Source organism: Sediminihaliea albiluteola (assembly GCF_014077625.1).
GTDB lineage: Bacteria > Pseudomonadota > Gammaproteobacteria > Pseudomonadales > Halieaceae > Sediminihaliea > Sediminihaliea albiluteola.
The window spans coordinates 238,343-256,163 of the sequence record NZ_JACFXU010000018.1 but is presented as its reverse complement, the minus strand read 5'-3'; the positions used below and the strand labels follow the sequence as shown (position 1 = coordinate 256,163).

General features: G+C 53.1%; 17 protein-coding genes. 9 read left to right on the top strand and 8 right to left on the bottom strand.

Annotation, left to right across the window (positions count from 1 at the left end):
* Nucleotides 1-74 precede the first annotated feature (74 nt).
* The 5 genes from leuS (at nt 75) to H2508_RS14580 (ending at nt 5,291) form a co-directional block, all read left to right on the top strand.
* Nucleotides 75-2,525, top strand: coding sequence for a leucine--tRNA ligase (leuS, locus tag H2508_RS14600; RefSeq protein WP_182175358.1), 2,451 nt, complete (start codon nt 75-77; stop codon nt 2,523-2,525).
* A gap of 24 nt (nt 2,526-2,549) precedes the next feature.
* Nucleotides 2,550-3,095: an LPS-assembly lipoprotein LptE gene (locus H2508_RS14595; protein ID WP_182175356.1), complete on the top strand. Its 546-nt coding sequence runs from the start codon at nt 2,550-2,552 to the stop codon at nt 3,093-3,095.
* On the top strand, nt 3,061-4,104 hold the full coding sequence (gene holA, locus H2508_RS14590; RefSeq protein WP_235965419.1) for a DNA polymerase III subunit delta: 1,044 nt from the start codon (nt 3,061-3,063) through the stop codon (nt 4,102-4,104). The genes H2508_RS14595 and holA overlap by 35 nt, the downstream gene beginning before the upstream one ends.
* A 169-nt stretch (nt 4,105-4,273) precedes the next feature.
* Nucleotides 4,274-4,987 carry a translesion DNA synthesis-associated protein ImuA gene (gene imuA, locus H2508_RS14585; RefSeq protein ID WP_182175354.1) on the top strand — a complete coding sequence of 238 codons (714 nt, stop codon included), beginning with the start codon at nt 4,274-4,276 and terminating at the stop codon, nt 4,985-4,987.
* 97 nt (nt 4,988-5,084) lie between these two features.
* Nucleotides 5,085-5,291 carry a DUF2788 domain-containing protein gene (locus H2508_RS14580; RefSeq protein WP_182175352.1) on the top strand — a complete coding sequence of 69 codons (207 nt, stop codon included), beginning with the start codon at nt 5,085-5,087 and terminating at the stop codon, nt 5,289-5,291.
* Nucleotides 5,292-5,317: 26 nt separating this feature from the next.
* Here H2508_RS14580 and lysM read toward each other — a convergent pair whose 3' ends face one another.
* The 6 genes from lysM to H2508_RS14550 form a co-directional block, all read right to left on the bottom strand.
* Nucleotides 5,318-5,854 carry a peptidoglycan-binding protein LysM gene (gene lysM, locus H2508_RS14575; RefSeq protein ID WP_182175350.1) on the bottom strand — a complete coding sequence of 179 codons (537 nt, stop codon included), beginning with the start codon at nt 5,852-5,854 and terminating at the stop codon, nt 5,318-5,320.
* 222 nt (nt 5,855-6,076) lie between these two features.
* Nucleotides 6,077-7,948, bottom strand: coding sequence for a DUF885 domain-containing protein (locus tag H2508_RS14570; RefSeq protein ID WP_328799387.1), 1,872 nt, complete (start codon nt 7,946-7,948; stop codon nt 6,077-6,079).
* Nucleotides 7,949-8,026: 78 nt separating this feature from the next.
* On the bottom strand, nt 8,027-8,314 hold the full coding sequence (locus tag H2508_RS14565; protein ID WP_182175348.1) for an encapsulin-associated ferritin-like protein: 288 nt from the start codon (nt 8,312-8,314) through the stop codon (nt 8,027-8,029).
* 120 nt (nt 8,315-8,434) lie between these two features.
* The gene (locus tag H2508_RS14560; RefSeq protein WP_182175347.1) at nt 8,435-8,782 is read right to left on the bottom strand and encodes a DUF202 domain-containing protein; all 348 of its coding nucleotides are present in this window, start codon (nt 8,780-8,782) and stop codon (nt 8,435-8,437) included.
* Nucleotides 8,783-8,800: 18 nt separating this feature from the next.
* Entirely contained in the window at nt 8,801-9,718 is a 918-nt protein-coding gene (rimK, locus tag H2508_RS14555; protein WP_182175346.1) for a 30S ribosomal protein S6--L-glutamate ligase, read from the bottom strand.
* 226 nt (nt 9,719-9,944) lie between these two features.
* Nucleotides 9,945-10,352, bottom strand: a complete 408-nt coding sequence (locus H2508_RS14550) for an MAPEG family protein (protein WP_220463800.1) — start codon at nt 10,350-10,352, stop codon at nt 9,945-9,947.
* Nucleotides 10,353-10,511: 159 nt separating this feature from the next.
* Between H2508_RS14550 and dacB the strand changes: the two genes are divergently transcribed.
* The 4 genes from dacB (at nt 10,512) to H2508_RS14530 (ending at nt 14,478) form a co-directional block, all read left to right on the top strand.
* Complete coding sequence (dacB, locus tag H2508_RS14545) at nt 10,512-12,071, top strand: D-alanyl-D-alanine carboxypeptidase/D-alanyl-D-alanine endopeptidase (RefSeq protein WP_182175344.1); 1,560 nt, start codon at nt 10,512-10,514, stop codon at nt 12,069-12,071.
* 66 nt (nt 12,072-12,137) lie between these two features.
* Complete coding sequence (locus H2508_RS14540) at nt 12,138-12,596, top strand: carboxymuconolactone decarboxylase family protein (protein WP_182175343.1); 459 nt, start codon at nt 12,138-12,140, stop codon at nt 12,594-12,596.
* Nucleotides 12,593-13,108 (top strand): carboxymuconolactone decarboxylase family protein, encoded by a 516-nt coding sequence (locus H2508_RS14535; protein WP_182175342.1) that lies wholly within the window; start codon nt 12,593-12,595, stop codon nt 13,106-13,108. The genes H2508_RS14540 and H2508_RS14535 overlap by 4 nt, the downstream gene beginning before the upstream one ends.
* 305 nt (nt 13,109-13,413) lie before the next feature.
* The gene (locus tag H2508_RS14530; RefSeq protein ID WP_182175340.1) at nt 13,414-14,478 is read left to right on the top strand and encodes a branched-chain amino acid aminotransferase; all 1,065 of its coding nucleotides are present in this window, start codon (nt 13,414-13,416) and stop codon (nt 14,476-14,478) included.
* Between the two features lie 65 nt (nt 14,479-14,543).
* Here the strand turns inward: H2508_RS14530 and H2508_RS14525 are convergent, their stop codons facing one another.
* Entirely contained in the window at nt 14,544-14,978 is a 435-nt protein-coding gene (locus tag H2508_RS14525; RefSeq protein ID WP_235965417.1) for a CBS domain-containing protein, read from the bottom strand.
* A gap of 83 nt (nt 14,979-15,061) precedes the next feature.
* Nucleotides 15,062-17,758, bottom strand: a complete 2,697-nt coding sequence (locus tag H2508_RS14520; protein WP_182175337.1) for a bifunctional acetate--CoA ligase family protein/GNAT family N-acetyltransferase — start codon at nt 17,756-17,758, stop codon at nt 15,062-15,064.
* Nucleotides 17,759-17,821: the final 63 nt, after the last annotated feature.

Here is a 17,821-nt window from a genome sequence, read left to right as displayed (position 1 = left end):
GAGCAAGCCCTTATGGCGATGCAGCGCGCTGTGGTCGCGGACCACCCAATTATTACTGAGACGCAGCAGCCCACATGGAACAGCAATACGATCCCCAGGCCATCGAACAAGCCACCCAAGCCCACTGGCTGAACAACAATAGCTTTGCCGTTCAGCAGGATGACAAGCGCGAGAAATTCTACTGCCTCGCCATGTTTCCCTACCCCAGTGGCCAGCTGCACATGGGCCACGTTCGCAATTACACCATTGCTGATGTCATCGCCCGCTATCAGCGCATGCAAGGCAAAAACGTTCTACAGCCGATGGGCTGGGACGCATTTGGGCTGCCAGCTGAAAATGCCGCCATTAAAAACAATGTTCCCCCCGCTCAGTGGACTGCCCAAAATATCGACTACATGCGCGAACAACTGCGCAAGCTCGGCTTTGCTTACGACTGGGATCGGGAGTTCGCCACCTGCGACCCAACATACTACCGCTGGGAACAGTGGTTCTTTACCAAATTGTTCGAAAAAGGCTTGGCCTACAAGAAAAAGGCCGAAGTGAACTGGTGTGAGACTGACCAAACCGTACTGGCTAACGAGCAGGTTGTCGACGGTTGTTGCTGGCGTTGCGACAACCCAGTAGAGCGCCGCGAGATCGACCAGTGGTTCATCAAAATCACTGACTACGCCCAGCAGTTGCTGGACGACCTCGACAGCCTCGACGAGTGGCCCGAACAAGTTCGCACTATGCAGCGCAACTGGATCGGCCGCTCGGAAGGCGTCAACCTAGATTTTAGCTTGGCCGACGGCTCGCCACTTAGTGTCTACACCACACGCCCCGATACCTTAATGGGCGTGACTTATCTGGCAGTAGCAGCGCAGCATCCACTGGCCAAAGCGGCAGCTGAGAAAAACCCTGCTCTGGCGGAATTTATTCAGCAGCAAAGCAAAGTCAAAGTAGCCGAAGCGGATATGGCTACGATGGAAAAACTTGGCATGGACACCGGCACAAAGGCCATACACCCGCTCAGTGGCGAGGAAGTCCCGGTGTGGGTAGCTAACTTTGTCCTGATGAGCTATGGCTCGGGTGCGGTCATGTCGGTGCCGGGCCACGACCAGCGCGACTGGGAGTTTGCACAAAAGTACAATTTACCGATCAAGCAAGTCATTGCCCCTCTTGCCGATGAGCCCTGCGACCTGAGCAGCGCTGCCTTTACCGAGAAAGGCTTACTGATCAATTCCGGGCCCTATGACGGCTTAGACTTTCAAGCCGCTTTCGACACTATTGCCAAAGAGCTGGAAACACAGGGCAAGGGTGAGCGCACGGTGAATTTCCGCCTGCGCGACTGGGGCGTTTCTCGCCAGCGCTACTGGGGTGCGCCGATTCCCATTATCAACTGTGATAGCTGTGGTGCGCTGCCCGTACCTGAACAAGACCTGCCGGTGGTCTTACCAACCGAAGTCGAGTTTGAGGGCGTTGGCTCACCGATCAAAAAAATGCCCTCTTTTTACGAGACTAGCTGCCCCAGCTGTCAGGGACCTGCGACGCGCGAAACCGATACTTTCGATACCTTTATGGAGTCATCGTGGTATTACGCGCGCTACGCCAGCTCAACAAACGACAATGCTATGCTGGATGCTGAAGCCAACTATTGGGTACCTGTAGACCAATATGTCGGCGGTATTGAGCACGCTATTTTGCACCTACTCTATGCCCGCTTTTATCATAAATTAATGCGCGATGAGGGTCTGGTTAAATCTGACGAGCCTTTCAAGCGCCTACTGACTCAGGGCATGGTACTTAAAGACGGTGCCAAAATGTCCAAATCTAAGGGCAACACCGTTGACCCTCAGGCACTGATTGATAGCTATGGCGCCGATACAGTCCGCTTGTTCAGCATGTTTGCGGCCCCTCCAGAGCAGTCGCTGGAGTGGTCAGACTCTGGCGTGGAAGGTGCCAACCGCTTCCTCAAGCGCCTGTGGAAACTGGTCAACTCACACCTAGAGCTCGGCGCTATAGCCCCACTCAATAGCGCGCAACTGACAGAGCAAGAAAAAAGCGCGCGCCGTAAACTGCACGAAACGATTGGCAAAGTGGCCGACGATTACGGTCGCCGACAAACCTTTAACACTGCCATTGCCGCCACCATGGAACTCTGCAATGAGCTAGGCAAACTAGACCAGCACTCTGAACAGGGTCGCGCGGTGCTAGACGAAGGACTGCGTGCGGTGGTGCTCATGCTAAACCCAATCGTGCCCCATATCTGTCACCACCTATGGCAGCTGCTTGATGGTGAAGGTGAGGTGCTCAATGCTGCTTGGCCACAAGTTGACGAAAGCGCCCTGGTGCGCGATAGCATTGACATTGTCGTGCAGGTCAACGGCAAGGTGCGGGCCAAAATGTCAGTCGCAGCGGATGCTGACAAAGCCAGTATTGAGGCCCAAGCACTGGCCCAAGAGAATGTGCAACGCTTTATCGAAAGTGTCACAGTGCGCAAAGTGATTGTGGTACCTGGCAAACTGGTTAACATTGTTGCCAACTAATGCAGATATGAAGCGGAGACTGTTATGCCCCACGCCCTAACGCGCTTGAGCCTAGTATTGGGGCTATCCTGCCTGCTGATCGCCTGTGGCTTTCAGTTGCGAGGTAGCAGTAGTGCCACCGCCCTACCCGCTGAGTGGAAGCAGATGTACCTGGATACTGGCAACCCCAATAGCGAGTTCTCACGCGAATTGCAGGCTCGCTTCTCAGCCAGTGGTATTGTCTGGGCTCAAAGCAGACAAGAGGCAGCCTTTATCTTGCGACTGTGGCCAGAACGCTTTAGCCAGCGCAACTTATCCCTCAACAGCGAAGCGCGGGCCTCAGAGTTCGAGCTCAGCTTAAAAACTCGCTTTGCGGTACTGCAGGCCGACGATGGCAGCGTTGTCATCGAAGAAAGCGAAGCTGCGGTGGTTAAGCAAATGGAAAATGATCCGCGCAACGTGGTGGGAAAGGCCGAAGAAATTCGTATTCTCAGACGCGAAATGCGCGGAGAACTGTCCCAGCAGATTCTCCGCCGCATAGGTTTTTTTGCTGCCAATGCGGCCCACTCAGCTGAGCAGACCGAGCACTAAGTTGCGGCTCTACCCCGACAAACTTGCCGCCCACCTGCAGCAACAATGCCTTCCGGTGTATGTTGTCAGCGGTGATGAAACTCTACTTGTAGAAGAATGCAGCGATCTGATTCGCGCTGCGGCAAGGAAGCTGGGTTGTAGCAAACGGGAAGTGCTTGACGCCGGTGAGAAAACTTTTGACTGGCAAGAGCTACTTAACTGTAGCACCGACATGTCGCTATTTGATGAGCGCAAACTGATTGAGCTGCGCATCCCAAGTGGCAAACCCGGGGCCGAGGGCAGTAAGGCCATTAATGCCTACCTTGAGCGCAGCAGTGGCGATGATGTGCTGCTAGTAATCAGCGGAAAAATCGACAAACAATCACTCAACAGTAAATGGTTCAAAGCTCTCGATAGCGCCGGTGCCTATCTCCAGCTGTGGGAAGTCAAAGCCCATGAACTGCCCCGCTGGTTACAGCAACGCTTAGGAGCTGCCGGCCTCAGCATTGATCAAGATGCCTTAGAACTCCTGAGTGAGCGGCTAGAAGGCAACTTACTAGCAGCCGTACAGGAAGTGGAAAAGCTTAAGCTGCTAGCAGAAAACCAACATCTTGATCTCAAAGTGGTGAGCGAAGGCGTCCTAGACAATGCTCGCTACAACCTCTTTGCGATGGTCGATGCGGCGCTCAAAGGTGATGCCAGTGCCAGTCTGCGCATGCTGCACGGCCTGCGCGACGAGGGCACTGAGGCCATGGTGATACTCTGGGCCCTGACCCGTGAGCTACGCAGCCTCTACGATTTAAAACTCGACTGCGAGCGCGGCCAAAGTGTGCAGCAAGCCATGCAGGCGCGCCGGGTTTGGAGTAACCGCCAAGGCATCATTCAAAGCGCCCTAGAGCGCCACAGTCTCGCTGCCATAGAGCAGCTCATGCTGCTCGCAGCAGAGGTTGACGGTAGCATCAAAGGCTACGCCGAAGGCAGGGTCTGGGACCACCTAGACCAGCTAGTCACTGCCCTCGCTGGCAAATAAGCAGAGCCCTCTACCTCAAAGCAGCTGCAGGCCAGCAGCTAGGCCAAGCATTTCTCATCAGCCCTACAAGTAAAAGCCAATCAAAAAGGCGCTTGCAATCTGTGCCGCCCCGAACTACTGTATATCCAAACACTGTATAGATATACAGATAATAGCGGAGACAGAGGACATGACTTCAGCACACATTGTGTTCAACAGCACAGCTCAACAGCGAAACAAGCTGCACTATCGAAGCAACTTTGACCAGCTTATTTCAGCCAATAGCGCCACACAGCAAGCCAGCGGTTATAGCTCGCTGGATAAGGCACTGCTGTATGGCGGCTGGCCCCGAGGAGATCTAATCGAAGTTCTGAGTGACGGCAACGGCATTGGAGCCCTAGGGCCATTTTTGAGTGCCATGGCAAGCCTTTCCCTAGAAGCTCGCTGGCAAACATTGATTGCACCGCCCTCCCCACCCTACGCGCCTCTGTTATCCGCCCGCGGTATTGATACCGATAAAATATTATTGGTACAGCCCAAAAGTCGGAAACAGCTCTTACTGAGCACTGAGCGCGCTTTACGCAGCAATAATAGTAGCGTGGTATTGAGCTGGCTCGGAGCTTGCCAATATAGCCAAGAGGAGCTGCTGCAACTGCAGTTAGCCGCCAATAGCAGTGACAGTCTAGCCATCCTATTTCGTGCCAGCCAGGCTGCCGCCTATGACTCGCCCGCCAGCTTACGCTTGTTAATGCACGAATACCGCAAGCTCTACATTCTCAAGCAATGTGGCGCTGAAGAAGGCTTAGATATTGAACTCTCTGCCAGTGAAGAGCTGCCTTATCAGCCCCAGCTATGGGAACTGCCTAATTACAGTGACAACAGAGCTAGCTGGGCAACACTGTGAGCAATCGCAGTCGCTTGTTATTAAGGATACTTTGACAGCACAGGCTTAAGCGCCGACAATTCCGCCCGCCAATTGACAGCTGTAATGGGATGGATTGATGGACGCATGGTTAACTGAGTGGGGTGTCACCTTGGGTGTCGGTGCACTGATCACTTTTATGATTTTTATCGTATGGGATCTTGCTCGTCGCAGCGATGCCGGCAAATTCGGCACCATCATCCTCTATGTTGGCTTGGCCATGGGGATCGTAGGCTTCCTGATCAAAGTGATCATTACCTACATGCTGGAAAGAGCCGGCGTCTAATGACAGGCCGGCACTGACCTACTCGTTTAGAGTGCTGGAATACGCAGGCTTTGCCCTACATAAATCTTATCGGGATCACTCAGCATTGGCTGGTTAGCCTCGAAAATCACCGTATATTTACTGGCGCTACCGTAGTGTTCCTGGGCGATCTTGCCCAAAGTGTCACCCGACTTCACCGTGTAAAACTTAGCTTCTGCGCTAGCAGCTGCAGGCGCAGAGCTTGTCTGTGCTGAATCTGCCGCCAATGCGCCATCGACTTCAAGCTGGCAGTCTACCTGACTAATGCCAAATTGGTTGCCGGCACAGAGCACCATTTTTTCCAAAGCTTCCTGGCTAGGCGCACTGCCCTTTAATATGGCCTTATCACCGTCAACCGTCACCGATACTTGCTCACCCTCTATATCGAGAGCTGCCAACATCTTAGTGATGTTTTCCGCGCGCAGCTGATTAAGGCGCTGTGGCGAAACTTCGACGGTGTCGGCCACGTCATGACCAACAGGCTTGCCCAAAATTTTCTCACTCAGCTTTTCGCCGGCGTTTGTTACAAAATCAAATAATCCCATTGTATATGCCCGCTCTTATCTTCAATGATAGTGGTCAACAAGTCGCGTCAACCGGCCCCTACTATAGCTCAGTATCCAAAATGCCGTCAGTTAAAAAATAGGCCTCTTGTCTGTTCAGCTTTTACTTATCTAGTCGGGTTATCTACAAGGACTGGGACGCTGTACTAAAAACCCTGCAGCGCGATCATTGCCGCCACAGGATTTTAGCCTAGCTCAGAGACATCAAGCAGAAGCTGCTTTAATCATGGCATCAATTTTCTGCTCTAGCACTGACAGTGGCACAGGACCATCTTTGAGAACTTCGTCATGGAACTGACGAATATCAAAACGCTCGCCCATCGCCTCACGTGCTTTTTCACGCAGCTCAACAATTTTCAGCTTGCCAATCAAGTAGGCGGTCGCCTGCCCTGGCATCGCGATATAGCGTTCAATCGCCTTGGTTGAATCGCCAAGTGAGTTGGGCGTGTTTTCAACTAGATAATCGATCGCCTCTTCTCGTGTCCAGCGTTTGCTGTGAATACCGGTGTCGACCACCAGGCGGCAGGCGCGCCATAACTCCATCGCCAAACGGCCAAAGTCAGAGTATGGATCTTCATAAAAGCCCATCTCTTTGGGGAGCTGCTCGGTATACAAGCCCCAGCCCTCGGTGTAAGCAGTAAAGCTCGCGTACTTTTGGAACTCCGGAATACCATCCAGCTCCACTGAAATCGCTCGCTGCATATGGTGGCCCGGCACGCCTTCGTGATAAGCCAGGGCCTCCATTTGGTATTTCGGCATATCTGCCATGTTGTACAGGTTGGCGTAGTAAATACCTGGGCGTGAGCCATCCGGTGGCGGTCCCTGATAGAAGGCCTTACCGGCGGACTGCTCGCGGAAGGGCTCAACCCGCTTCACAATCAACTCAGCCTTGGGCAGCACTCCAAATTGCTCCGGCAGCCGCTCGCGCATAATTTCAATCAGGGCCGTGGCTTCCGCTAAATACTGCTCGCGCCCCTCATCCGTAGTGGGGTAGTAAAAGCGCGGATCTTCACGCATGAAAACAAAGAAATCACTGAGGCTGCCCTCGAAGCCAACTTGCTGCTTGATCGACTTCATTTCTTCATGAATACGCGCCACTTCTTGCAGGCCAATATCATGTATTTCATCAGCACTCAGATCTGTCGTGGTAAACCAATTTAAGCGCTCAGCATAAAAGGCCTCGCCGTCCTTAAACTTCCACACACCGTCATCGCCAGAGGCCTTTTCTGCCTGCTGCTCTAATGCCGCAATCAGCTGCTCATAAGCTGGCTTGACGACGTCGACTAGTGCTTTGCGAGCATCACTTAATAATTGCTCACGCTCGCTATCGCTCACATCCAGGGCCGCCACCTTGGACTGAAAATCATCCCAGATTGTGGAGTCTTCACCGGAGTCATCAAAGGGTGCTCCACTGATAATATTCTTCGAAGACTGCACCATTTGCGGGTATTGCCAATCTGCCAGCAGCAAGTTTTTGCTTTCGCGAATTTCCAGCTGCTCAATGACTTCGGCAAAGAGCGTCGAAACATTATTTAGGCGAACAATGTAATCTTGGGCATCCTTGACACTGCCAACCCGGTGTATATTAATCAAGCTACTGGCCACCATCGTGTGGGGACCGCGAAACTGATGAATCACAAATTTGTGGTGGCGGAACTCATCACTCGCAATCTGCCGCTCTAGGTCGAGCTTGTATAGGTCATAGGAAAGCTGCTCTGACTCACTCAAGGCGGCGCGATCAAAACGCGCTAAATCTTTCAGCCGTTGCTCGAGGATGTTGCGGCTCTCTTGCTGACTAGCTTCTGCAGCCGAATCCCACTTGTCGTTATTGATTTTAATACCGCGATAACTCGCCGTCAGTGGCGAACGGGCCATATCAACCGCGTAATTCTCAGCCAAAAAAGCGCGGAAAGCCTCGGCTACCTCTGCGCTATCAACAGCGGGCTCAAGCGCCGCTACTGGGGTGGACTCTGAAACAGGCTGCTGCTGTTGGGGCTGCTCCGCCTCTTTTGAGCAGGCTGACAAAAACAGAGCACTCACACTGGCCAGTGCTACTGCTTGAGCTAGTTTTTTCACTACATCACCTCGTATGCTAGTCACTAATTGGCACGAAGGAGCACAAGGCTCCTTCGATTGAAAGTGTTGATAGCTCAGTTACTTATGGGCTATCGGCTTATCGCTAAACAAAAATTCCTTCAGTTCAGCGTCAAAAATTGGATCTTGACGTCTGATCCACTCCAGAGTCATCGCCGCGTGCTCTTTTTCCTCATCGCGGTTATGCTCCAGAATTCGTCTGAGCTCTTCATCCTTGCAAGCATCTACTCGCTGGTTATACCAGTCAACAGCTTCCAGCTCTTCCATTAATGAAGTAATTGCGCGATGCATGTCGCGGGTGGCATCGCTCAACTCATCTATCGGTTCGTGATATCCCTCGTTAGCCATAATATTTTCTCTTTTATTAGCTGTGTTTACGGCGACTTCATATCGCTGCCTGAGCGCTAACAGTACCTAGACTAATGGCAATAAAGCAAATTTCCTAAAGCATCCAAGACCTACCCTGCCTTAAATCACTGCCACCACAAGACTAATTAATATGTTGAGTACGATCACTACCAAACCACTGGCATAGAGTACCGCTGCAGCGGATGTCGAGGGAATTTCCTCTGCCCCCAGCGCTCGCACCGACGACCTGCACAGCCAAAAGGATACTACCGACATCAGCACCACTAAGGCACAGAGCACTAACAAGGCCGTTTCGGCTAACACGCGCGAATCACCAGCCGGTAAATCTTCGATACCGAATTTTTTAATCAGCAGAGCCAGCGCCAGAATGGATAGCTGGGTACGCACCCACGCGAGGTAGGTGCGCTCAATAGCATAGTAGACCCGCGGGTCTTTCAGATAGGCCATCTGCAGGCCACTTAGCGCTTAACCGCGACCCTTGGGTTTATTGGGACCGGCTTGGGAGTCTTTCTCGATATACTCGATAATTTTTCCCGCCACATTAATGCCCGTGGCCGCCTCAATACCTTCTAAACCCGGCGATGAATTGACCTCAATCACCAATGGCCCATGAGCTGAGCGCAGAATATCGACCCCGGCCAGATCCAGTCCCATAACTTTCGCCGCCTTTATCGCCAAGCGCCGCTCATCCGGGCGCAGTTTAATCACTTCGGCAGAGCCGCCGCGATGTAGGTTAGAGCGATATTCACCCTTGGCAGCTTTGCGCTGCATCGCGGCAATTACCTTATCGCCCACCACAAAACAGCGGATGTCAGAGCCACCGGCCTCTTTAATAAATTCTTGCACCAGAAAATCAGAGCCAATACCGCGAAAGGCATTAATTAATGCTTCAGCAGCTTTTTTTGTTTCCGCCAAGAGCACACCGTTGCCGTGAGTACTATTGGTTAGTTTGAGGATCAGTGGCGCGCCACCAACCGACTGTATCAAATGGTCTGTCGCGCGAGCGGAGTGCGCATAAGCGGTTACCGGCTGGCCAATGCCACGCCGAGCGAGCAACTGGTGGGCTCGCAGCTTATCCCGCGAGCGAGTGATCGCAATTGACTCGTTAATGGAGTAGGTCTGACTGACCTCAAATTGACGTAAGACAGCGCAACCATAAAAAGTGATGCTCGCGCCAATACGAGGAATCACAGCATCAAAAGACAGTGACTCTACCGTTTTTGCCGAGCGCTGATAGTGCACCGTGGGCTCATTGGCGGTGATATTCATGTAGCACTTAAGCACATCGATGACTCGCACCTCATGATCACGGGCGCTGGCCTCTTCAACCAGTCGACGAGTGGAGTAAAGGTTGCGATTCCTTGAAAGAATACCGATTTTCATAAACTTGCCTGATGAGTGAATGTGCAACGGCCTGCACAGCACTGACGCTGCGTTCCGTTAAGTTGACTATAGGGTTCTAGCTCCGATAACGCAAAACAGAGCCACCGAAGTGAAGCCTGTTCAAATAGCGGAGCGTGCCTGAATAGGCTCGGCGCTTAGAGGGCGCTGATTATCCACAGTTAAGGCACTAGCGGAAAGCCCCCTGGCAGCGCCAGTGGACTATTTTTTAAGTCAACCAGGCACTCATGCTCAATAATGCCATGCCTAAGAGGCCAAACAGCGTTACTGCAAAGGCCATACTGCGTGCCAGGCCCACACCAATATAGTAAAACAGCATGTGCGCGATGCGCCCGACAACAGTTAACAATGCTAGATTGCCCAAATAACTCGGGTTAGCACTAGAGAGCATGCCAAACAGCACCAGCAGAATGAAAATAGCGATGCTTTCATTACTGTTGGCTTGTGCCCGCGTCGCGCGGAATAAAAAGCTCTGATGATCCGGTTCTATTGGGTAGCCTGGCCTGTGCTTGGCCTTCATCCCAGCCACTCCCACCACTATCATTTGCAGCAATAAAGTCAGCCCCATCAAACCCACGGCCAAAATCGTACTGCTATACAAATCAACCCACGCCATTACCTTCTCTCCCATTGATGCTTTTTTTCGAGCTCTTTTTCCAGCAGTTATCAAGTCAGCGCCATTGAATGCTAGCCACAGAGATTCACGCTACACTGCCCCTGTGTAAGTTGTTCGCCCCGCTAATGCTTTACTGGATCGGAGTCACAGAGCTTCAGTATGTCAAAGATCACACTTATTTATAACAAAGGCTTTTTAAAGCTGCGCCAGCCTGGACTCTGGGCTCTGCTGCTCACAGCTTTGCTCGCTTCCTCTCAGCTCAGCGCGGCAGCTCAAGCAAACAGTATTCCGGCCGACACTGACCCTTGGGCGCAAGAAATCACCGCCTATGCCAAAGGCCTGCTCGGCAGTGATCAAGCGCTTAGCTTGGCCGCGGTGCCACTAAGTGGTCCCGGCAAGGCGCAGTTTGTTGATGCCGATAAGCCAATGGTGCCCGCTTCCATCATGAAACTTGTCACTACCTACGCTGCTCTGGAGTTACTCGGCCCCAACTTTCATTGGAACACCGACTTTCTAAGCGATGGAGAGCTGCGTGGAGAGCGCCTTGAGGGCAACTTATATGTGCGTTTTGGCGGAGACCCTAAACTGACTATTGAGCGATTGTGGCGATCCCTCGGTGAACTTCGCGGCAAGGGAATCACCCGCATAACAGGAGACCTAGTACTAGACGGCTCTCACTTCAAAATGATTACCACAGCCCCGCCCTTTGACGATAAGGGTGACAACCCCTTTGCAGCATTTTTGGTAGAGCCATCAGCCTACCTCACCAACCTGAATCTATTGCAGTTCCAAGTAAATGCAGACCAGCGCGGGGTCCAGGCTTGGGTCACTCCAGCGCTACCGGGCATCGAGATCGACAACCAAGTAAAAATAAGCGCGGGCGGAGCTTGCCCCAGCAGCACTGCACTAAAATGGCAGCCTGAGGCCAAAGAAAAGGGCCCAATTACTCTGCGAATTAGCGGCCAGCTACCAAAGGGCTGCCAAGTCAGCTCCTATCTGTCTTTACTTTCTCAGCCTCGCTATTCAGCTCTATTGATACGCCATGTCTTGGCATCCCACGGTATTACCGTCGAAGGACAGGACTCACTAGCAAGCAGCCCAGACCAAGCCACCTTGCTGCTGCGCAGCCGCTCCCCCGATCTGGCCACGATGGTACGCGATATCAACAAATGGAGTTCTAATGTCATGGCTCGCCAAATGTTACTGACTATCGGTGCAGAACTCGGCGGAGAGCAGGCCAAGGATGACAGAGTAGCCGGCATCGAAGCGATTCATCACTGGCTGCAAGCCAAAGGCATCGACAGCAAAGGCCTAGTTATTGAAAACGGCTCAGGCCTGAGCCGCAACAGCCGCATGACGGCACGCCAAGGTGTGGAGATTCTGCAGCAGGCCTGGAACAGCCCCTATGCATCGGATCTATTAGCTTCTATGCCTATCATTGCCCTTGATGGCACGATGGCAAAACGGCTGCGCAATACTGGCCTTCAAGGCTTAGGCAGAATTAAAACCGGCTCGCTGGAGAATGTTCGTTCCATCGCTGGCTACAGTCGCGATGACAAAGACACCCATTGGGCTATCGTGGCCATGGTTAACAACAACCCGGCTTGGAACGGCCAAGGCGTCTTGGATCGCATCCTTTATTCGCTCTACCACCGCCCTCCTACACTGCCATCATCGGCTGCCGCTAAGGCAGCAGAGCCCAGTGCAGGAGCCATTTAGTTGCAGCGCCACTAAGCTGATGCAGGCAATCATTTAAATTCAAACAACAAAGGAGGAGCACTGCCCATGGCTTGGCTCAACAATGCAGCTACTCGTGATGAGGTGCTGGCAAATCTGCCCAACTACCAGGCAGGCTTCAATGCACTTTATGCCACACTCTGGCAACTGAAAGAAATACCGGCACAGACACTGGAGCTCTGTAGGCTGCGCATCGCCCAACTGCACCGCTGTGAACTGGAATGGCAGCGTGAAGAGTTAGCTATTCCCCCAGCACAGCGCGAGGCCTTGCAAAACTGGCCGACCAGCGCGCTCTTTAATGAAGCGCAACAGGCTTGCCTAGCTTTCACTGAGATCTACACCATGGACCCTCAGGCTATCAGCGATGAACAAGCAGACGCGGTAAAAAAGGCTTACGGTGAGGCGGGGCTTGTTGCATTAATTGAGGCACTTGGCCTGTTTTATGGCCTGACTCGACTCACTCAGCTCTGGGGGCTGACTAGTACCTGCGAAGGAGTATCATCATGAGCGCTACACCACGCGTCCAAGCAGCATCTGGCGGACATGGCGACCCTGTCAGAGATTCCGCCCTGGGCCTGGTGCCCGATATCCTCGATCAATATATCCCTCTATCTCGCAAGGTATGGCAAGAAGGCCCTCTGAATCCAGCTCAACTTGAAATGGTTCGCTTGCGCAACGCGCGCAAGGTCAACTGTGTGTTCTGTCGCAATGCACGCTACGATATCGCGAAAGAAGCTGGGCTAAGCGAGGCTATGATTCAGCAAATTGACGACAATTATCAGCACAGTGATCTGAGCAGGCGCGAAAAGCTGCTGTTGGCCTTTACTGACCAGTACCTAGATGCACCCACTGCGATGAGTGAAAGCTTAAAAGCCGAGCTCGTCGCTGAGTTTAGCACGGAGGAATTGGTTCATTTATCGCTGGCCTTGCTACTGTTTAATACCTTTTCGCGCTGTGCGGTGGCCTTAGGTGGTATGCCCGATGAGCTGCCTTTAATGGAAGTCTCACTCCCTAAGTGATGCCACAGACAGCAAGATAAGCCAAGGGCTGGACCAGGCAGCGCCCGCTAAACGCTGATTTAGCGCCCATCCTATTGGGCCGGACCAAGTCTGTTGGCAAAAATGGTAAATATTGTGCTTCCAAGGCCTATCGAAGATCTCGCTAATTGGCGAAAATGAGGCCCCATTTTGGGCACAGATCTGAAAAGTGCCGAGATTTTACAGCCCGGGCCACCGCGCGCAAGGTCATCGCGGTTAAGGAGCTGTGAAGGCGGGCCTGATTTGGTGAAATCATGGCAGTTGAATCCAACAGCAACAGGTGAAAGATGAACATCGATATACAAGCGGTTCCCCCAGCGCAACGAGGCCATTGTCCCAAAGAATTAGGTTTTGGCGGAATTTTCAGCGACCACATGTTTAGCCAAAGCTATGATGATGGCCAGTGGCACTCGGCTACCATCAAAGCCTTTCACCACCTGAGCCTCCACCCGGCAGCAGCAGTGCTGCACTACAGCCAAGAAATTTTTGAAGGACTCAAAGCTTATCGCCGCCCCGATGGCGGCATTAACCTGTTCCGTCCACGGCAAAATATTCAGCGCTTCAACCGCTCTGCCACTCGCATGGTCATGCCTCCCGTGGATGAGCAACTACACTTGGAGGCTATCAAAGAGCTGGTCAAGCTTGATCAGCAGTGGGTACCAAAAGAACCCGGGGCTTCTTACTACCTGCGCCCTGCAATGATTGCTACCACCCCCAAGCTAGGCCTAGGGGCCGCCTCGTCTTACTTACACTTTATTATTGGTGGACCGGTTGGCCCATATTTCACTACCGGTTTTGATCCGGTGTCAGTGTATGTATCTGACCAAAACAGACGCGCGGTAAAAGGTGGGGTAGGCGAAGCTAAAACTGGCGGTAACTACGCTGCCAGCCTACTGGTGGGCGAAGCCGTCGCTGCTAAAGGCTACAATCAAGTACTGTGGCTAGATGCGATCGAAGGCCGTTACATCGAAGAAGTCGGCGCCATGAATATCTGCTTTGCCTTCAAGGATGGCCGCATTAAAACACCGGCTCTGAGCGGCAGTATCTTGGCGGGTGTCACTCGCGATTCCATCCTGCAATTGGCCCCCACACTCGGCTACGAGGTCGAAGAGGCTAAATTAGATATAGATGAAGTGCTAGGACAAATAGCCAGTGGCGAAATTACAGAAGTGTTTGGCTGTGGCACTGCAGCGGTTATTTCTCCCGTTGGTAAGCTCTGTTACAAAGAGCGTGAGTACGTAGTCAATAACAATACCGCCGGCCCCGTTGCCAAGCAGCTTTACGACACTTTAACTGCCATTCAATACGGCCGCAGCGAAGACCCCTTCGGCTGGATTGAGGTCGTTAGCTAGGCATTCCCTCAGGCGTCATTGCCCTGGCAGTGACGCCTTTACAGTCCCGCATGTGAAGTGCCTACTTATCTAGGCGCTTTGCTATCAAATCGTTTAGCCCTTGAATGCTCCATTAAAGCCCACAAGATATTATTGGAACTGACCTGGCCCACGAGCTTGGAACCCTCTACTACAGGGCGGCGACGCTGGCCGCTACTCAACATCGACTGGGCAACTTCAACGATGCTGTCGCCTGCGGCACAGGTATTTAAATCCGTGCACATAGCATCTCGCACCATCATGTGGTCGGGATCGCCGTCATTGTAAATTGCCGTCAACACGGCACGGATGCAATCGAGCTCAGAAAGGATTCCCACCACTGAGCCATCTTCTGCAGCGACCGTCAAACCCGTTAGCTTATACTCAACAATCAGGGAAATGGCTTTGACCAAATTGGTATCAGGGCTGGTGGTCAGTGGGCTGCGATACATACAATCGCTGACCAAAATAGGGTGCGGCATTGCTCTCTCCGATGACAATCAAAATTAGACTATGTCTTCAATGTACTGCAAACAGGCCCCGGGCGCTACGCAATCCGCAGGGCCTAGCTTGTTTCAAGCGTTAGGGATCGCTTGAGCTGAATCAGTTCGCCATCGAGCGGATCACGCTTCAGCTCAAAACCCAAGCGACGACAAAGTCGCAACATCTTATGATTTTGCGCCAACACTTCACCCCTCATCTCTGAAAAGCCGCGTTGCTGAGCTAGCGCTATTAGGCGCTGCATCAATTGTAAGCCTAGCCCTTGCCGTTGCATTTCATCGGCTACCGCCAAGGCAAACTCGCAACTGCCACTCTCAGGACTCGCGACATATCGTGCTACCGCTTTCATTGAAGCTTCAGGTTTGCCATCTGCGGCAACGACCACCAGCGCCATCTCTCGGTCGTAATCAATCTGCGTAAAGCGCGCCACCATGGCTCGAGAAATCTGCCCCATGCCATACATAAATCGAAAATAGCGGCTCTCAGCAGACAAATTATCGACAAAACGCTGCTCAATAAGCGCATCTTCGGGACGGATCGGACGGAGCGTAAATTCGCGGCTATCTTTAGTGAAAATCGTCGAAGCCAGTCCCTGCGGGTAGGGATGGATGGCCATATGCGAATAGGGCGCAGCACTCACTGGGGTAGCTGACAGCGCAATCCACGCATCCACAGCGATCACACCGCGCTCATCAACCAACAGAGGATTAATGACCAACCTTTCTAGCTCTGGAAGTTCACATGCCATCTCTGACACCCGCTTCAGAACTTCTACCAACGCGGCGCGATCGGCCTCCGGCAAATGCCGGTGACGCTGCAGGGCTCGCTCCACCTGCGTTCGCTGAATCAAATCTTCACATAAAAAGACGTTCAATGGCGGCAAGGCGACCTTGGAGTCAGTGTAGATATCCATTGAGGTGCCGCCCGTGCCAATGCGAATAATCGGGCCAAACACCGGATCCCGCTCAATAGCAACCATCACTTCCCGCGCATGGGGCCGAAGCTCCATACGCTCCACGGTAATGCCATGAATCTGCGCTTGCGGCGATCGCGCCTTCACCGCCGCCATCATCTCGTGATAAAGCGTCGGTAGCGAAGTCATATCATGGACATTCAGGCGCACGCCACCCACTTCGCTTTTGTAGGTGATATCGGGCGAGTTAATTTTTAACACTACCGGCAAGCCCAATCGCTGCGCTGCATCCTGTACTTGTTCGGAGCTAGTGCAATTAATGCACTGGGATACCGGAATCCTAAAGGCTTCCAATACCGCCCTCGCTTGGACACTATCGAGCACTGTGCACTGTTGATCCAAAACCTCCTGCAGCACCCGTCGCGCTTCAGCTAAGTCGACTTGAGCGCGCTCCGACAAAGGTGGCGGGGCCTGCATGAGTTTTTCTTGGTTGCGCTGATGCGCCGCGATATAGGCAAAGCCATCCACCCCACCCTCGGGGCTGTTAAAACTCGGGATACCCGCTTTGCTTAACAGCTGCCGCCCCTGCGCAACCTGATCTAGCCCCATCCAGCAGGCTAACACCGGCTTGCGTGATTGCTGCGCCGCAACGATAACACCTTCGGCACAGGCGCTCGGATCAGTCATTCCTTGAGGGCTTAGCAGGACCAGAGCTCCGTCAACCTCACTATCCTGCAATACAATTTTGAGGCTTTGCTCATAGCGCTTGCTATCCGCATCTCCTAATAGATCAATGGGGTTGGTCGGCGACCAATGTTGCGGCAAGACCTTGGCTAATTGCGCAAGGGTCTCGGCCTGCAACTCCGCTAGGGGCAAGTCTTGCTCGGTGGCATGATCAGCGGCCATTACCCCCGGCCCACCGCCATTGGTAATGATAGCCAAGCGGCTACCGCGCACACGGATACCAGAGGACAACGAGTTCGCCGCCGCCAGCAGCTGGTTTACCGTATTAACGCGGACCACACCGGCCCGGTCCAGTGCGGCATTAAAGGCCTCGTCGCTACCGGCATGTCCGCCGGTGTGAGTGACTGCAGCGCGGCGCCCCGCCGCATGGCGGCCAGGCTTGATCACAATGACCGGCTTCAGGCGCGCCGCGGCTCGCAAGCCACTTAAAAAAGCCCGCGCGTCCACCACACCCTCGATATACAAAAGAATACTTTGGGTCTGCGGATCAAACGATAAATAATCCAAGACCTCGCCAAAGCCCACATCGGCGGTCGCTCCTAGTGAGGCCACTGCAGAAAAACCCCGCCCCCCAGAATAAGCTGCATCGAGCAGTGCGGTACAAAAGGCCCCGGACTGGGACACTAGGGCCACCCGTCCATCGCGCACGGCACTGCGAGCAAAACTGGCATTGAGGCCAACCTTGGGCCGAATAATCCCTAAGCAATTAGGCCCTACTAGGGGAATGCCTGCCTGGCGAGCCAAGGCAACTATTTCATCCTGTAGCTGTTTACCTAGCGGCCCAACTTCGCCAAAGCCAGCTGAGATCACTAGCACTCCCCCAACTTGGGCCTCGACGCAGCGCTGCATCACCTCGGGGATGCTCGCTGCAGGAATTGCCATCACCACAAGATCGATCGGGCTGCTAATATCGGCAATTGAGGCATAACAGCGCTGACCGAGCAATTCTTTATGGTTGCGATTAACCGGAAAAATGGAGCCGCTAAAACCTGCTTCTAAGAGGTTATGTAAAGCATGATAACCCACCGAATTGCTTCGATCAGAGGCTCCAATAACTGCCACCGAGCGCGGCTCAAAAATACGCTGTAGGTTGTGTTTTCTCATAGCGTTTGGGCCTGCTTAACCTAAAGGCTTTCCTGTACTACAGTAGAGTGCGCAGTATAGACG

Coding starts and splice junctions, on each gene's coding strand:
- holA (WP_235965419.1), top strand. CDS start 3,061: ATGCGGCCCACTCAGCTGAGCAGACCGAGCACTAAGTTGCGGCTCTAC.
- H2508_RS14540 (WP_182175343.1), top strand. CDS start 12,138: ATGGCTTGGCTCAACAATGCAGCTACTCGTGATGAGGTGCTGGCAAAT.
- H2508_RS14565 (WP_182175348.1), bottom strand. CDS start 8,314: ATGGCTAACGAGGGATATCACGAACCGATAGATGAGTTGAGCGATGCC.
- imuA (WP_182175354.1), top strand. CDS start 4,274: ATGACTTCAGCACACATTGTGTTCAACAGCACAGCTCAACAGCGAAAC.
- H2508_RS14530 (WP_182175340.1), top strand. CDS start 13,414: ATGAACATCGATATACAAGCGGTTCCCCCAGCGCAACGAGGCCATTGT.
- dacB (WP_182175344.1), top strand. CDS start 10,512: ATGTCAAAGATCACACTTATTTATAACAAAGGCTTTTTAAAGCTGCGC.
- H2508_RS14560 (WP_182175347.1), bottom strand. CDS start 8,782: ATGGCCTATCTGAAAGACCCGCGGGTCTACTATGCTATTGAGCGCACC.
- leuS (WP_182175358.1), top strand. CDS start 75: ATGGAACAGCAATACGATCCCCAGGCCATCGAACAAGCCACCCAAGCC.
- H2508_RS14520 (WP_182175337.1), bottom strand. CDS start 17,758: ATGAGAAAACACAACCTACAGCGTATTTTTGAGCCGCGCTCGGTGGCA.
- H2508_RS14580 (WP_182175352.1), top strand. CDS start 5,085: ATGGACGCATGGTTAACTGAGTGGGGTGTCACCTTGGGTGTCGGTGCA.
- H2508_RS14595 (WP_182175356.1), top strand. CDS start 2,550: ATGCCCCACGCCCTAACGCGCTTGAGCCTAGTATTGGGGCTATCCTGC.
- H2508_RS14535 (WP_182175342.1), top strand. CDS start 12,593: ATGAGCGCTACACCACGCGTCCAAGCAGCATCTGGCGGACATGGCGAC.
- lysM (WP_182175350.1), bottom strand. CDS start 5,854: ATGGGATTATTTGATTTTGTAACAAACGCCGGCGAAAAGCTGAGTGAG.
- H2508_RS14550 (WP_220463800.1), bottom strand. CDS start 10,352: ATGGCGTGGGTTGATTTGTATAGCAGTACGATTTTGGCCGTGGGTTTG.
- H2508_RS14525 (WP_235965417.1), bottom strand. CDS start 14,978: ATGCCGCACCCTATTTTGGTCAGCGATTGTATGTATCGCAGCCCACTG.
- rimK (WP_182175346.1), bottom strand. CDS start 9,718: ATGAAAATCGGTATTCTTTCAAGGAATCGCAACCTTTACTCCACTCGT.